A 15,139-nucleotide genomic window follows, 5' to 3' on the forward strand; every position below is an offset into this window, starting at 1 on the left:
GAATTTTCGGGAATTTTCCATAAATTCCGACATGAGGTATAGTTGCTTGAGGGATTTTTGCAAAGTAGTCTCCAGGAAATCAGGTAATGAAATTACCATGATGGTAATTCCGCTGACTGGATGTTACGGATTTTATGAGAAGTGGTAGAAGGTTCTGACGGTTAATAGACTGGGAATTGATTCCCGGTCTATTCGCAAATGTCTGATCTAACTAGGTGGGACAATAGGATCATCATCCCCTGTGTGATTAGTAAGAAAGGAGGAAATTCTGTGTGATAATCGTGGTCGTGCTTGTATAAATCCGAAAGTATCATCTTCTCTATTGACCTTCGCAACTGGGGAAGCTGAGATTCTTCGATCATCAAAATTAGTCATTAACTGTTGGTAAACCATAGCAACCTCTTTTTTTGTCCTGATATAACAAAGTATCTATGACGGCCATTTGATTGTCATCACTAAGTTACTTAAGTGATAAACTTAATAAAGTTAATAAAGTTAATAAAATTAATGCAAATTAAGATACAATCCAGAATATTCTGTGGAGGGAGAACTGGACTATGGATGAACTTGTTATACTGTTAAAAGATTGGGTGCAACGCTTAAAAGGAATAGATTTAAATTTAGATCCTTGTGAAGAAGCAATTTTAAAATATTCTTTAGCAGGAAAATCTTACAGCAAAATGAGTGATGATATTCCGAATTATGAATTAAGTACCATAGCGAATATAAAAGCTCCCAAATTATTCAAACGCTTGCGGGAAGTGACAGAAACAGAGATTAATAAAAAGAATTGCAAGTTAGTTTTAACACAACTTTTACAACAAAATCAGCAAGAAATTATAGTAGAAAAAAATAACTATTTTTCAAAAATACCACACAGATCACACATAAATTTGCATGAAGCACCAGACTTCGGTGATTTCTATGGACGTTCCCAAGAACTGAGTGATTTACAAAGATTGATAGTCACAGAAAACTGTCGTGTGGTGGGGGTTTTGGGGATGGGTAAGATTGGTAAAACCGCACTGGTAAGAGAGTTAGTTGAAAATATTTACAGACATTTTGATTATGTTCTTTGGAAGAGTCTTGAATATTCCCCAGATTTGGAAGAGATCTTAACTGAGATAGAACTTTATTTCTCATTCAAAAGTCCAGAAACGAGAACAAATAATAGAATTAACCATCTAATTACTCACTTAAATCAGCATCGTTGCTTGCTAATTTTTGATAAATGGGAAGCAGTAACAGCAAATGGTGAAGCATCAGCACAACAGCAAGAAAATTACTCTAATTATGAAAAATTTTTGTCAAGAATTGGGGAATCAAAACATAAAAGCTGCTTAATTTTTATTAGTATACACAAACCTAGTATCATGGATTTACTTCAGAGCAGAAAAAATATTAATGAGTTGTCATTATCTGGATTAAAAAATCAAGAAGCCAAAGCTCTATTAGCAAACTTAGGACTTTTTGACCCCGGAATTGAAGCACTGATTAAATGCTGTCAAGGACATCCATTAGCTTTGAATTTGGCCGCTGAAATTATCAAAAATATCCATAATGGTCAAATTCCTAAATTCCTAGAGGGAACAATTTTTATGCACGATGCCATGCTTGGTATATTAGATAAACAATTTTCCTACTTGTTAAATTTAGAAAGAAATATTATCAAAAAGTTAGCTGCTGAACCAGAACCGAAATTAACGCATCAAATATTTAAATATTTTCCTTCTATTCCTCAAGCAGAAATTATTCAAGCTGTCAATAAGCTATGGCAAATTCGTTTAATTGAAAAGGGGGAAATACAAGAATCTGAAGCCCTTTGGGTGCTAAATCCTTTAATTAAAAAATATATAAAAAGACGTTATCAATAAAACGCTAACTTAAATGAAAATGAGAAATTTCCGCATAAAAATTCGTAAAGGCTCAATCTTGATCAGAGGATTATCGTTAACTTTGCTCATCAGTTTTGTTGCTTGGGGATATTGGATTATTAACCCGAAATTTATTCAACAGATAGTAGAGATATTAGATATTACTCCAACTTGGTGCAAAAATTTTGAATTAAATGATAATTTATCCTGTGGAGAAGAAAGTCTTTTCACGCAAGAAAAATTCCCATTTTTTTTAGAAGGTAAATATCAACAAGCTGTTGATTTTTTTAGTAATGAGAGAAAAAAAGATCAAAATAACCCGGAAACTTTGATATACCTGAATAATGCCAAATTGATGCAGAAAGGTAGAAAAAGTTACACTATCGCTGTTGTTATTCCTATTAATCAGGATGCTCGAGATGTCGCAGAATCTATTTTAAGAGGTGTGGCCAAAGTTCAAGAAGATTTTAACCAAAATACTAATTACCCAGGTCTGAAAATTGTTATTGCTAATGATGCAAATGATCCTAAAACAGTTAATGACTTAGCTCAACGTCTGATTTCTAAAGATGACATAGTGGCAGTTATGGGACATTATACATCCGAACTCACTCAAAAAGCTTTACCTGTTTATCAACACCAGGAAGTTGTTGTTATTTCTTCATCTGCTACAGCTTTACGTGAAACTATTTTAGATGGTAATAAATATCCAAAAAATTTCTTCTTTCGGACTGTTCCTAGTGTTAAGATTCAGATTCCTATGTTAATTGAGAAATTGCAATTATTCCAATTAAATAGTAGAGAAAAAGTAGCTATTTTTTACACACCAACTAGCACGTATAGTAAATCTGCTTTTGAGGAATTTCGTAATCAATTGGGTGCAAATAAGATCATTGAAAGAGATGTATCTATCTCTAACTTTATTGCTAATAATACCTTAAATGAGGTGAAGAAACAAGGAGCTAAGGCACTTGTTCTCATTCCTGATGGTCGGGTAAATTCTAACAGTATTAAAAACACTTTAAGCTTAATTGATGTTAATCAAGATCAATTACCAATGGGAGGTCAATCGGTTCTCTATGATACTCAAATACTCAATCGAAAAAATATTGTTAAAAACCTTTTGATCATCACTCATTGGCATCGTTTAACCAGTCCTAATCAGGAAGTGATCCGCACAGCTAAAGAAGTTTGGGGAACAAGTTCTATAAATGATCAAACCGCAATGTCCCATGATGCTACCTTGGTGTTAACAAAGGCTCTAGAAAAAGTGTCTATAAAAGATCCTTTGCAAAAACAACGATTGGATATACGGGAGCAATTAACTACCTTAAAAGTGACGGGAGGAGCTTCAGGAACTATTTCTTTTGATGAGAATGGAGATAGGAAAGAAAACATTTCCCAAATACTCCGTGTTCTCCCTACTGAATGTTCGACCTATGGGGCTGTTTTTGTGCCGATTAACTATAAGAAAGCTATAGATTGTCTATAAAATGATAAACTATTAAAATAAACGAGAGACAAAAACTATGATTGAGCCAGGAGATTTTATCAGCGGTCGTTATTATATTATTCAAGAACTAGGAGATGGGGGTTTTGCTAAGACATTTGAAGCAGATGATTGTGTGAATGGTGATCATAAAGTCATCAAGATTTTAAATTTGGATTACTCCGGTAATCCCAACATCCTCAAACTGTTTGAACAGGAATATAGGGTATTAAGCAATTTAAATCATCCCGGAATCCCCAAGGTAGAAATTGATGGATATCTGAGATTTTCATGTCCTCACACTCAAGAAATTTTACATGGTTTAGTCATGGAGAAAATCGAGGGGCAGGATTTGGGTAAATGGTTGAGATCAAATCAAAAAATTGCTAATGAAACACAAGCTATTGATTGGTTAAAACAATTGATTGATATCTTAGATCATGTTCATAGTCAGAATTATGTGCATCGAGATATTAAACCAGATAACATCATGTTAAAACCTAATGGTCAATTAGTCTTGATTGACTTTGGCATTGTTAAAGAATATATCCAAAAAACTCAAAGACAAACTATAGCCAATACAATAATTGGAACACCAGGCTATTCTTCACCAGAACAAGAACGACAACAATCAGGATGGGAATTAAACTATACATCTGATTTTTTTTCTTTGGGTCGTACTTTTGTTCACTTGCTAACAGCAATTTTTCCTGATAATGAAAACTTAAAACCAGATTTACTATCTGGGAATGAAGTGTTATTATGGCGAGATCAAGCACCAGAATTTTCAGAACAATTCAAAAATCTCATTGATGATTTAATGGAGTATAACCCCAAAAACAGACCTAAAAATACCCAAGAAATTTTGTGGTTAATCAAAAAACTTGAAGATCAAAAGTCATTTCCCCCGCCAATTGTTTTTTTAAGCTTTACTCTCAATTTCGTTTTTTTGACTTTACTAGCTATGGGAGTTACATTAACTGTAGGATGGAAAGTTTTATTCCTCGTTGTTATCTGTGGGATTGGTGGTTTTTTGGTTACACCTTTGATTAAATATCTCTTTTAAATAGCATCCCGCTAACAATTTTTATCCCTTGCTTGATCTCCCTAAGTTATACAGCAGTTTCCGATATTATGAAGTACAGATATTAATAATAAAACTCTTGTGGTGCGGGCATCTTGCCCGCACAAGGTGTACCTCACTCAAGCTGAACTTACTGTATGTAACGAAAAGTAAAGTTGCCCAAAACCTGTTCCCAGTTAAGAGTTCCGAGTTAAGAGTTCCCTTGTCATAACGACAATTTTTAACGCCAACCTACTTAGTCATTAAAAAATAAATTATGCAGTCCAAAATTAGCCTTTTGATTGTGTTTCAACTGATTTTCCGCACTTCATGGGCGGGCAGGATGCCCACCCCACAAGGTTTGAATTTTAACTTGCTATTGCGTCATTAATCCATTGTTGTAATGTATTAACGACTTCTTCAATGGCTATTTCTTGAGATTCACGAGTTGCGCGTTTGACTATTTCGACTTTACCATTTGTAATGGCGCGACCGGTGACAATTCTGAAGGGAATACCAATTAAATCCGCATCTTTGAATTTAACACCTGCTCGTTCATCTCTATCATCTAATAAGGTTTCTACTCCTGCTTTATTAAGTTCTGTGTAAAGTTTTTCAGCAACGGCGATTTGTTGAACATCTTTAATGTTAGGAATTGTGATAATGGCGTGATAGGGGGCGATCGCTATTGGCCAAATTATGCCATCTTTATCATAAGATTGTTCTACCGCTGATTGTGCTAATCTTGACACACCTACACCATAACAACCCATAACTAAAGGCTTTTCTTCCCCTTGTTCATTGGTATAAGTTGCACCCATCGCTTGAGAGTATTTTGTACCGAGTTGGAAAATGTGACCAGCTTCGATACCCCTAGCTGTTTGTAGGCTTTGGTTTGGGTCATGCACAGAGCGATCGCCTAATTTAGCCTTACGAACATCTACGGTTATTGTAGGTAATTTAAATTGCTCGCCCCAATTTGCGCCAACCACGTGAAAACAGCTGATATTAGCACCAGTGACAAAGTTCTTTAACTCCACAGCAGTTTTATCTACCAACCGGACAAACTGAGAATTTACCTGTTTATTAACCGCAATATAATCATCACTAAGATCTGGTGCGATATAACCTAAAGGTAAAGATTTAGCTTGCCATGTTGCTTGAGCTTCAACATTTGGTACAGTTAAAGTTAGGATAGTTTTAGCACCAAATTTAGGAGCTAATTTAGTTAATTCATTTTGTAATTTAACTTCATTAATTTCCTGATCTCCACGAATACTAATCAACACCAAAACCGTTAAACCATTATCATAAACAGTTTGATATAAAACGTTTTTGACGACTTGGGTAGGAGAACATTTTAAGAAACTACAAAGTTTTTCAATGCTATCAGTTCCCGGAGTTTCCCGTTTTTCGTAAGTTGTAAAAGGTGAAATTTCCGCTGCTACTGGTAAAGAAACTGCTTTTTCAACATTGGCTGCATATTTACCATCTTCAGTATATAAAACCTCATCTTCTCCTGCATCTGCTAACACCATAAACTCCGTCGAACCAGAACCACCAATAGCCCCAGAATCAGCTTCCACAGCCCGAAAAGCTAAACCAGAACGCCGCAACATATTACTATAAGCAGTATACATTTCCCGGTAAATTTTCTGCAAACTTTCCTCATCAGCATGGAAAGAATAACCATCTTTCATGATAAATTCTCGTCCGCGCATTAAACCAAAACGGGGACGAATTTCATCACGAAATTTAGTTTGGATTTGATACAAATGCAGAGGTAATTGACGATATGAACGAATCATATCACGGGCAACAGTAGTAATTACTTCCTCATGAGTTGGTCCTAGTCCTAATTGTTGTTCCCTTCTATCCACAAGAGAAAACATAATTCCTTCAGCCTTAGTATAAGTATCCCATCTTCCCGACTCTTGCCATAATTCCGCAGGTTGTAATTGGGGTAATAAACATTCTTGTGCGCCAGTAGCATTCATTTCTTCGCGCACAATTTGAGAAACCTTTTGCAAAACTCGCCACATTAGGGGAAGATAAGCATAAATCCCACTACCAATGCGACGGATATAACCAGCACGGAGTAGTAGTTTATGGCTAGGGATTTCCGCATCAGCCGGATCATCTCTTAGTGTAACAAATAACATTTGTGATAATCGCATTGTTTTTTCCTTTACTTACTAACTTTTCAAATCGCGTAGGTTTAAAATGTTTCCACGTCAGAAGAAAATAGGGAACAGGGTGCAGAAAATGTTTATCTATTACCTATTACCCATTACCTATTACCAATAAAATGTATCAAGCCCAACCACCTTTAGAATTTATCCCGCCAGCTTTTAACCCTTTATTGTTAAAATTGGTACATTTAGTTTTACCTAACTGGATGCAGTGGAAAACACCCATTAGCAACATTGAAGCAAACAACGTTGAAACTTTAGCCAATTGCTATCAACGATTTCAGGATGGTAAAATCCGGTTTATGTTAGCATTTCGTCATCCGCAAACAGCAGACCCGCTTTGTTTAACTTATTTACTGTCCCAAATCTTGCCTAAAGTAGCACGAGTTGGGGGTATACAGCTACAATATCCACCTCATGCTCATTTTATCTATGATCGGGGCATTCCCCTCTGGGCAGGAGATCATGTAGGTTGGGTTATTTCCCATTTGGGGGGAACTCCCATTCAACGTGGTAAAGCTGACTGGACTGGTTTGCGTTCTGCGCGAGATTTGTATATTCATGGTCGGTTTCCCATGGCTGCTGCGCCGGAAGGTGCTACAAATGGTTTATCAGAGATTATTAGTCCTTTAGAACCGGGTATAGCCCAGATGGGTTTTTGGTGTGTAGAGGATTTACAAAAAGCCGGAAGAGAAGAGGAAGTTTTAATTTTACCAATGGGGATTAAATATAGTTATGTGAATGAGCCTTGGGATAATATAGCAAATTTATTAACTGAATTAGAAGCAGCCAGTGGTTTATTGATAAATCAGGAAAAAACAGACACTTCTTTTACTGTACTTTATCCCCGATTATTAAGTTTAGCTGAACATTTGTTAGGGATAATGGAGCAATTTTACACTAAGTTCTATCATCAAAAATTACCAGATGAAAAAATTACCAATGGGGAAATTACAGATAGAAATGAGGCTTTAGCTTATCGCTTACAATCTGTGATGAATATTGCTTTATTTATTGCGGAACAGTATTTTGATTTACCATCTAGAGGTAATTGGAATGATAGATGTAGACGGGTAGAACAAGCCGGTTGGAATTACATATTTAGGGAAGATTTTAAGGATATTAAATTATTATCAACCATTGAGAAAAATTTAGGAGATAGAATTGCTGAAGAAGCAAATTTTCGGATGTGGCACATGAGATTAGTTGAGAGTTTTGTAGCTGTTTCTGGAACTTATATCCGCGAAAAACCAACGGTGGAAAGATTCGCAGAAATGACTTTACTTTTATGGGATATGGTTAATAAAATTAAGGGAAATATGACCTTAAATCGTCCCCAATTGGGTAAGCAGCAAGTGAAGATAACTGTGGGTGAACCAATTTCTGTTTCTGAACGTTATCCTGTTTATAAAAGTAGTCGAGTTGCTGCTAAACAATGTGTAGCTGAGTTGACGAGTGATTTACAACAAGTTTTGGAGGGTTTGTGTTATTGCTAATGCACCATGAGAGACAGCATCAAAAGGTTTATTTAGTTTTACCTTAGCTTTACCAAAATAAGATATAATTAGTTGTTGAACTGCGGGAATTAAACAACTTCCTCCCACCAATAAAACCTGTTCAATATCATTTTTACTAATACCCTTTCGCAAAGCAGAAGCTAAAACCTCATCTAAGGTATTTCGTAACTGTTGTAAAAACTGTCTATATTCTAAAATTTCCTCTAATTTTTCACGATTAATTTTTAACTCATAGGACATAAAAGATTCATCATCAAACCAACTTTCAGCCACAGATTGATTTTTTGATAATTGAATCTTTAACCGTTCAGCAATTTCTAATAAATTCTGATAACCAATTTTTCCTACTTGTTCCGCTGTTAAATTTTGAGAACGTAAATAATCATCAACTATCCAAACATCAATATCTTCCCCACCTATGTATGCTTCCGACTTAGCTAAAACCTCAGCGCGTAGACTATTATTTGCATCAGAATTAGTTACAGTTTTAACTAAACTTAAATCGAGAGTTTCCCCACCAAAATCTACTACTAAAATTAACTTACCAGGGTGTTTTATAGCATATCCTAAAGCCGCAGCAGTAGATTCATCAACGATAGATACCTTTGGAACATTTAACTTTTTTCCTAAATCTCGAAACCAATCTAAATAACGTTCAAAAGCACCAACGGGAACAGTAAAAATTAAATGACTAGGTTCGATTTTCTGCTTTTTTAGTTCCGTCCAAATAGTTTGGATAAATAACTCAGAAATAGAGACAGAATTATAATTTATACCATCAATTTGGATCGCTGGTGGTTGATAATCTCCAGCTAAATCACGTTTAAACTTTTTAAATAACCGTTCAGGAGGATAACTTTGAGAAAGTCCTAATCTTTGACTTCTCACACCTTCACCTAATATAATATTATTACCTGGTTTAATAAACATTAAACTAGGAATAACTGGAAATTATACTCTTTCACCATGAGGATTGACACCCAAAAACAAACGGGATAAATTAGGAAAACGTAAACTTTTAGGTTGTTGAGTATCAGCCTCTAAGATACTGATTACAGTATTACTTGTACCAAAATCAATTGAAACAGTTGTCATAATTAATAGTAGGTTGGGTTAAGGAACGAAACCCAACAAAACAAATAGATACAGCACTTCCCGGTGTTATGAGATACATATTTAGCGGGCAAGATGCCCGCACCACAAGAGTTTCATGATTCAACTTTGTACTTCATCAGATCGGAAACCGCTGTAATTAATAGTATGTTGGGTATAACACAATTAATAAATTCTTTGCGCGAGATCAAATAAATAATTGTTGGGTTGCGCTTTGCTTAACCCAACCTACGATATTATCATTTAATTATTATTAAATCCTGCTGGTAAAGTGCGACTAACTTTTGCAGGATAGAGAACTTTATCACCATCCTGATAACCAATAAAACGGATATAGACTAATTCCCTCTCTTGAATGTCATCACTATCAGCTTGATGTAATTGGGGATTATAATTAACCTGTTCCCAAGTTTCCCCAATAACAGTATAACCCCAATTGGTAATTAGATTATCTAAAGCTGTAAATAGACAAACATTGTTGAGATTGTTGTTTTAATTCCTCCCTGAGTCGTTGACATTGAATTTCTAAATCTTTAATTTTCTGTTTCCGATACCGTCGCTAAAATATCTTCTGTATTAAAATCCCTCCTATTTCCGGCGATTAAACTATCAAAAGCGCGGTGCATACCATCAATAATTACTTGTTAAATTTCCGCACCGCTAAAATTTTCGCCCTATATTTTAAGTTGAGATGAGTTGAGATGAGTTGAGATGAGTTGAGAAAAGTTAATATTTCTTAACTCATTACTCAGCAGTTACCAATTCAGTGCTACCTTTTGTGCGTTTTCGGGTTAAGGTGTTGTAAACCATGATCCCAATGGCTTTAATCAAATTACCTTCCAATTCTTGGAACATCTTCATGTTCACACCAAAGGCGGCATTTGCTTCTTCTACAATGCGATCGCCTGTGGTATCATCAATGGGCATAGCATCCAAATTTCGCCGATATTCCGCTTTAAATGCCTTTTCGTCGCTAATATCTGCAAATTCATAAAAGGCTGTCCCTTCCCCTTCACCCAATTTCATCGCAGTTTGAGCAATACCCTTGAGAATTTGTCCCCCCGATAAATCACCTAAATAACGGGTATAGGAATGAGCAATTAATAATTCTGGTTCGGTAGCAGAAATTTCCCGAATACGGTTGACATAGGCCGCACCCGCAGGGGACAATTTAATTTGTTCCCGCCAAAGTTTGCCATAGTAGTAAGTTAAATCCTGTTCTAAGGTGTGCTTACGGTTAAGTTGGGGAAAGTAAATTTTACTCAACACTGGGTGATGTTTGTGTTTTTCCATCTCCTCTTCCATGGCTGAGTAAATAAAGTAAAAGTTAGCAACCAACTTGCGGTAGGAGTTTTTTTCCACAACTCCTTTCAAAAAACACTTGACAAAACCCACATTTTCTGCCATGGTATGTGCTTTCTTTGTCCCTACACGTAATTTGCTTGCTAAATTGCTGCTCATATTAAAATTCTCAACTGTAAAAAAATTAACTTCTGGAGTTTTCTGAACATAAGGGTCAAAAAATCCCATTAAAAGGTTAGATTAGAACTATTTGATGAGAATTTATATTAAAAATCATTAAGCAAGGAAACGACATCTTGTTTCACCAGGGTCGAGAATGATCAAAAAAAATGCTATTCTCCTGTGTAATTATCTGGGGTTCTTAAACTTATGGTTTCATCAATGGTTCAGACTCAAGGCTGTATTTCCGAATTGGTGACAAAGGTGGAAAATAGTTGGATGTTAAATTCCATACCGTTACCAGCTAATGCTTTATTCGGTACAGATGGTATTCGTGGTCAGGTGGGAGAACTACTAAACGCGCCCTTAGCTTTACAAGTGGGTTTTTGGGCGGGTATGGTTTTAAGTAGTCATGCTACCTATCCAGGACCGATTATTCTGGGACAGGACTCCCGTAACTCCAGTGATATGTTAGCCATGGCCTTGAGTGCTGGCTTAACCGCAGCGGGGTTAGAAGTGTGGTATTTGGGATTATGTCCTACCCCTTGTGTAGCCTATCTGGCCAGCACCACTAACGCCATTGGTGGAATCATGATTTCCGCCAGCCACAATCCACCAGAAGACAATGGAATTAAAATATTTAATGCAGATGGTGGTAAGTTACCCCAAGCGGTACAAATGGAAATTGAGGCGGGATTACGTGGTAAATTATCCCTGGATTTTAGTATAAATAATTGCGGTAGACATTATTACCGTGCGGAGTTAATCAAGGATTATAGTCAAGCTATACAAGCACCTTTACAGTCGGGACCGAATCTGCAAGGGATGAAGATTGTTTTAGATTTAGCTTGGGGGGCGGCGGTAGGTTTAGCACCAGCGGTATTTACGGAAATGGGTGCGGAGGTAATTTGTTTACATAATGAAGCAAATGGCGATCGCATTAATGTTAATTGTGGTTCTACTCACCTAGATATTCTCCAAGCCGCTGTTAAAGCCCATCAAGCGGATTTAGGCTTTGCTTTTGATGGCGATGCAGATCGGGTTTTAGCTGTGGATAATACGGGCAGATCAGTGAATGGTGATTATATTCTTTACCTTTGGGGTCGTCATTTACAACAAAAGCAACAACTACCAGATAACCTGATAATTTCCACGGTCATGGCCAATTTGGGCTTTGAAAGAGCTTGGCAACAGATAGGGGGTAAATTAATTCGCACCGCAGTAGGTGATCAATACGTTCAAGCGGAAATGCGGAAAACTGGAGGAATGTTAGGAGGAGAACAATCAGGTCACATTGTTTGTAGTCATTATGCTATGACTGGAGATGGCTTATTAACAGCGCTACATATTGCAGCGGTGGTGAAAGAAGCGAATAAGTCCTTAGCAGAAATGGTAGATCAAAGTTTCCAAACCTATCCCCAAATATTACGAAATGTGCGAGTATTAGATCGTGAACGGCGACTAGGATGGGAAAATTGTCAACCCATACAACAAGCGATCGCAAAAGCCGAAGCCGCCATGGGTGATAATGGTAGAGTCCTCGTCCGTGCCTCTGGGACAGAACCCGTAATTAGAGTCATGGTAGAAGCCGCTAATGCTGAACTTGTTAACCATTGGACAAATGAATTAGTTTCCCAAGTCCAACAACACCTGGCTTAAAAGTTCAGAAACAACAAACTTAAAATTTTGTTACAAACCACGACATACCGATAGGATAATCGGTCTTTTGTGTTATACTGTCACGGTATAATTTAGATATCTTTTGAGAACACAGGGAATCTTCTATGACTCTTCGTCTTGGTGATACAGTACCTAACTTTACTCAAGCCTCTACCCATGGGGAAATTGACTTTTACGCGTGGGCTGGTGATAGTTGGGTAGTGCTATTTTCTCATCCTGCTGACTTTACACCAGTTTGCACCACCGAACTAGGAACTGTTGCGAAACTCAAACCAGAATTTGACAAACGCAATGTGAAAGCGATCGCGTTGAGCGTTGATGATGTAGAATCTCACAAGGGTTGGGTGGGAGATATTGAAGAAACCCAAAGCACCACCCTGAATTACCCAATTTTGGCAGACCCAGATCGTAAAGTTTCCGAACTTTATGATATGATTCACCCTAACGCAGCGGCTACTGTTACAGTCCGTTCTGTGTTTGTGATTGATAACAATAAAAAACTCCGTCTTTCTTTTACCTATCCTCCCAGCACGGGACGCAATTTTGATGAAATTTTGCGCGTCATTGATTCTTTGCAATTAACTGATAATTACAGTGTTGCTACCCCCGCAGACTGGAAAGACGGTGAAGATGTGGTGATTGTACCATCTTTGAAAGATCCTGAAGTCCTCAAGGAAAAGTTTCCCAAAGGCTATCAAGAAATTAAACCTTATTTGCGGATGACTCCTCAACCTAACAAGTAAGTTTTCATAACAGCAAATATTCTTTCTATTGTAGGGTGGGTTAGCAACGGTGTAACCCACCGTTACTTACAGCACTTCCCGATGTTATGAGGTACAAGAACCCCACCCCCAACCCCCTCCCCGCAAGCGAGGAGGGGGCTTAAGATGTACCTCATAAGAGCGGAAACCCCTGTATTTGAGTAGGGAGGAATTTAAAAAAAAGTGGATTAAGAATTTTGAGGAAGTTAATGATTTTAAAAACAAAGAAGATGCAATTAGAAACTTAACCACCAAAATACCAGAGTTTTTGCAACGTCAAGCAGATTTATGTCAATACACTAATATAGAAAATCTTGAGGAAAAACTAAATACGATTCTTACTGAATTTTATGGAGGGAGCGAAAATTTAGAACTTGGGTGTGGTAATTGGATAAATTTAATGGGAGTTAAATAACTACTAGCTACTGTTGTTAATGAATATTTTAGGGTGGAAGATAGAAACGGGAAGAGAATAACTGGTAAAGATGCAACAAATGCTGTTGTCAAGGATTTATTAAGAAAGCCACTTTGTGAACAGCCTAATGATTTTCAACAACTTTGTGAATTAGTTAAAAAGAGGGTAAATATTAAGTAAGATATACACGGTTTCACAAAGAAACGTTATTACCTATTTTTTGTTGAAGAGAAGTAAGAATTTCAGGAGTTAATTCTGCTTCTGGTTGTACTACTTCCCGTTCAGCTAAAACTGATTTAATTTGATTTTCGGAAGCTGTTCCTAATCTTTGTAATAGTGTTTTAAAGCTTTGATTACTACCTATGTTAGTTGTCATAATTTGATATTTGGGTATTTGAAAACTTTATTGCTAATCTATCTATTAAGTTGAGTAACTTTAATTCTTTTATGATCTCTTTCATGTATTCATTTTCTTCTATATTAACTTCGGTAAATTTCGTATTCGATAATAAAGTTATATAATCTGTTTCATCTGGTAATAAATAATTAATATAAATCCCTTTTCTATCCCTCTTAATTACAAAATTTCTGGAATAATAGTCATCTTCTATACGTTTTGGTAATGCTTTTTTTGTTAAAATCTCTTCAATCAATAAAGCCATTGATTCAGTAATTTCTTGATGATTATATTTATCTGTTATCTTATTTAGCTTGGAAACATAAGGATATAATTCAGCTTTATGATCATATTGAATAGGTAAAATAATAAAACCATTTGCAGCTAACTCCGCTATTTTTTTAAATGGAATTTGTGAATTGTAGGGAGTTAATAAAATTCCTTGACATTTAATTTTGAATTTAGTTGGTAAATGATCAGATATTTCATTTTGTAAAATTTCTTTCAATTGTAAAATTTGTTCAATTCCATTTTCTAAAGAGTTGTGATTCTTACCTTTCATTTCAATAATAGTGCAAATGAAAGATTTAGAATCAATATAAAGAGACATATAATCTGGACGCTTTAATGCTTGATTTCTGATAAGAGGATCATTTCTTCTATCTATTTCAAACAAAATACATATAGCTTGATTTTGAGAATCTAAACTTATCCGAAAATGTACACCACTTTCTTTAGGAACACTTCTTTCTGGTACGGTACAGAACACTAGCAGATTTTCTAGAAAATTAAATTTTTGCCAGTCGAGTTTATCTTTTTTATCCTTGAGAATTTGAGCAGAACTATTCTTCTGTTTCTTCATCTGGTTTTTCTTGTCCTGCTTCATAAATTTGAAAAAACTTTTGTTGAATATCTACAGAAACATCACTTAAAGTATCCCATCTAATGCCATAATCTGGATCATTTAATGAAACTAATTTATTATCTTTCATTTCATACGCACTTACTTTATCCATAGGTAAAAATGCTCTTTCATCTTGAAGATATAAAGATGAAGATTGACGTTTTAATATTTTAGGATTTTCATGATTACCATTAACTAAATTATTGAGATGTGCCATAATATATGGACTATGGGTTGTGAGTAAAATTCTCACACCAAGATTAACAAGAATAG

15 protein-coding genes and 1 pseudogene are annotated in these 15,139 nt (G+C 35.9%); 8 read left to right on the top strand and 8 right to left on the bottom strand.

What is annotated here, in order from left to right:
• Nucleotides 1-207: 207 nt before the first annotated feature.
• Nucleotides 208-393: a hypothetical protein gene (locus tag ACIR310F_RS25790; protein ID WP_155963886.1), complete on the bottom strand. Its 186-nt coding sequence runs from the start codon at nucleotides 391-393 to the stop codon at nucleotides 208-210.
• A gap of 164 nt (nucleotides 394-557) precedes the next feature.
• Here ACIR310F_RS25790 and ACIR310F_RS0117370 point away from each other — a divergent pair, with 164 nt between their 5' ends.
• The 3 genes from ACIR310F_RS0117370 to ACIR310F_RS22965 all read left to right on the top strand — a co-directional run bounded on the left by ACIR310F_RS0117370 (nucleotide 558) and on the right by ACIR310F_RS22965 (nucleotide 4,429).
• On the top strand, nucleotides 558-1,874 hold the full coding sequence (locus ACIR310F_RS0117370; protein ID WP_028084922.1) for an NB-ARC domain-containing protein: 1,317 nt from the start codon (nucleotides 558-560) through the stop codon (nucleotides 1,872-1,874).
• An 82-nt stretch (nucleotides 1,875-1,956) separates the two neighbouring features.
• Nucleotides 1,957-3,366 (top strand): ABC transporter substrate-binding protein, encoded by a 1,410-nt coding sequence (locus ACIR310F_RS22960; protein WP_196803232.1) that lies wholly within the window; start codon nucleotides 1,957-1,959, stop codon nucleotides 3,364-3,366.
• Nucleotides 3,367-3,403: 37 nt separating this feature from the next.
• Entirely contained in the window at nucleotides 3,404-4,429 is a 1,026-nt protein-coding gene (locus ACIR310F_RS22965; RefSeq protein WP_051289720.1) for a serine/threonine protein kinase, read from the top strand.
• A 365-nt stretch (nucleotides 4,430-4,794) separates the two neighbouring features.
• Here ACIR310F_RS22965 and ACIR310F_RS0117385 read toward each other — a convergent pair whose 3' ends face one another.
• Entirely contained in the window at nucleotides 4,795-6,603 is a 1,809-nt protein-coding gene (locus ACIR310F_RS0117385; protein WP_028084923.1) for a proline--tRNA ligase, read from the bottom strand.
• 131 nt (nucleotides 6,604-6,734) lie between these two features.
• Between ACIR310F_RS0117385 and ACIR310F_RS0117390 the strand changes: the two genes are divergently transcribed.
• Complete coding sequence (locus tag ACIR310F_RS0117390; RefSeq protein WP_414534267.1) at nucleotides 6,735-8,114, top strand: 1-acyl-sn-glycerol-3-phosphate acyltransferase; 1,380 nt, start codon at nucleotides 6,735-6,737, stop codon at nucleotides 8,112-8,114.
• Here the strand turns inward: ACIR310F_RS0117390 and ACIR310F_RS22970 are convergent.
• The 3 genes from ACIR310F_RS22970 to ACIR310F_RS0117405 form a co-directional block, all read right to left on the bottom strand.
• Entirely contained in the window at nucleotides 8,079-9,065 is a 987-nt protein-coding gene (locus tag ACIR310F_RS22970) for an Hsp70 family protein (protein ID WP_051289722.1), read from the bottom strand. The two genes, ACIR310F_RS0117390 and ACIR310F_RS22970, sit on opposite strands and share 36 nt — an antisense overlap.
• 21 nt (nucleotides 9,066-9,086) lie before the next feature.
• Nucleotides 9,087-9,230, bottom strand: a complete 144-nt coding sequence (locus ACIR310F_RS27050) for a hypothetical protein (RefSeq protein ID WP_231387593.1) — start codon at nucleotides 9,228-9,230, stop codon at nucleotides 9,087-9,089.
• A 762-nt stretch (nucleotides 9,231-9,992) separates the two neighbouring features.
• A complete protein-coding gene (locus ACIR310F_RS0117405) occupies nucleotides 9,993-10,709 on the bottom strand; it encodes a biliverdin-producing heme oxygenase (protein ID WP_028084925.1) in 717 nt (238 codons plus the stop codon).
• 210 nt (nucleotides 10,710-10,919) lie between these two features.
• On the opposite strand from ACIR310F_RS0117405, the gene glmM reads away from it, so the two are divergent.
• The 4 genes from glmM (at nucleotide 10,920) to ACIR310F_RS25795 (ending at nucleotide 13,745) form a co-directional block, all read left to right on the top strand.
• Nucleotides 10,920-12,368 carry a phosphoglucosamine mutase gene (gene glmM, locus ACIR310F_RS0117410; protein ID WP_028084926.1) on the top strand — a complete coding sequence of 483 codons (1,449 nt, stop codon included), beginning with the start codon at nucleotides 10,920-10,922 and terminating at the stop codon, nucleotides 12,366-12,368.
• Nucleotides 12,369-12,493: 125 nt separating this feature from the next.
• Nucleotides 12,494-13,132 carry a peroxiredoxin gene (locus ACIR310F_RS0117415; protein WP_028084927.1) on the top strand — a complete coding sequence of 213 codons (639 nt, stop codon included), beginning with the start codon at nucleotides 12,494-12,496 and terminating at the stop codon, nucleotides 13,130-13,132.
• Between the two features lie 175 nt (nucleotides 13,133-13,307).
• Entirely contained in the window at nucleotides 13,308-13,565 is a 258-nt protein-coding gene (locus ACIR310F_RS0117420) for a hypothetical protein (RefSeq protein WP_028084928.1), read from the top strand.
• A gap of 33 nt (nucleotides 13,566-13,598) precedes the next feature.
• On the top strand, nucleotides 13,599-13,745 hold the full coding sequence (locus tag ACIR310F_RS25795) for a hypothetical protein (protein WP_155963888.1): 147 nt from the start codon (nucleotides 13,599-13,601) through the stop codon (nucleotides 13,743-13,745).
• A gap of 13 nt (nucleotides 13,746-13,758) precedes the next feature.
• Here ACIR310F_RS25795 and ACIR310F_RS22975 read toward each other — a convergent pair whose 3' ends face one another.
• From ACIR310F_RS22975 to ACIR310F_RS27055, 3 genes and pseudogenes are all read right to left on the bottom strand, one after another.
• Complete coding sequence (locus ACIR310F_RS22975; protein ID WP_035368322.1) at nucleotides 13,759-13,941, bottom strand: hypothetical protein; 183 nt, start codon at nucleotides 13,939-13,941, stop codon at nucleotides 13,759-13,761.
• Complete coding sequence (locus ACIR310F_RS0117435) at nucleotides 13,931-14,848, bottom strand: hypothetical protein (RefSeq protein WP_035368324.1); 918 nt, start codon at nucleotides 14,846-14,848, stop codon at nucleotides 13,931-13,933. Before ACIR310F_RS0117435 ends, ACIR310F_RS22975 begins: the two co-directional genes overlap by 11 nt.
• Nucleotides 14,805-15,139: pseudogene (locus tag ACIR310F_RS27055) on the bottom strand (ATP-binding protein); the annotation flags it as partial. The pseudogene ACIR310F_RS27055 and the gene ACIR310F_RS0117435, both read right to left, overlap by 44 nt.

The sequence above is a fragment of the Dolichospermum circinale AWQC310F genome, assembly GCF_000426925.1.
Classification (GTDB): domain Bacteria; phylum Cyanobacteriota; class Cyanobacteriia; order Cyanobacteriales; family Nostocaceae; genus Dolichospermum; species Dolichospermum circinale.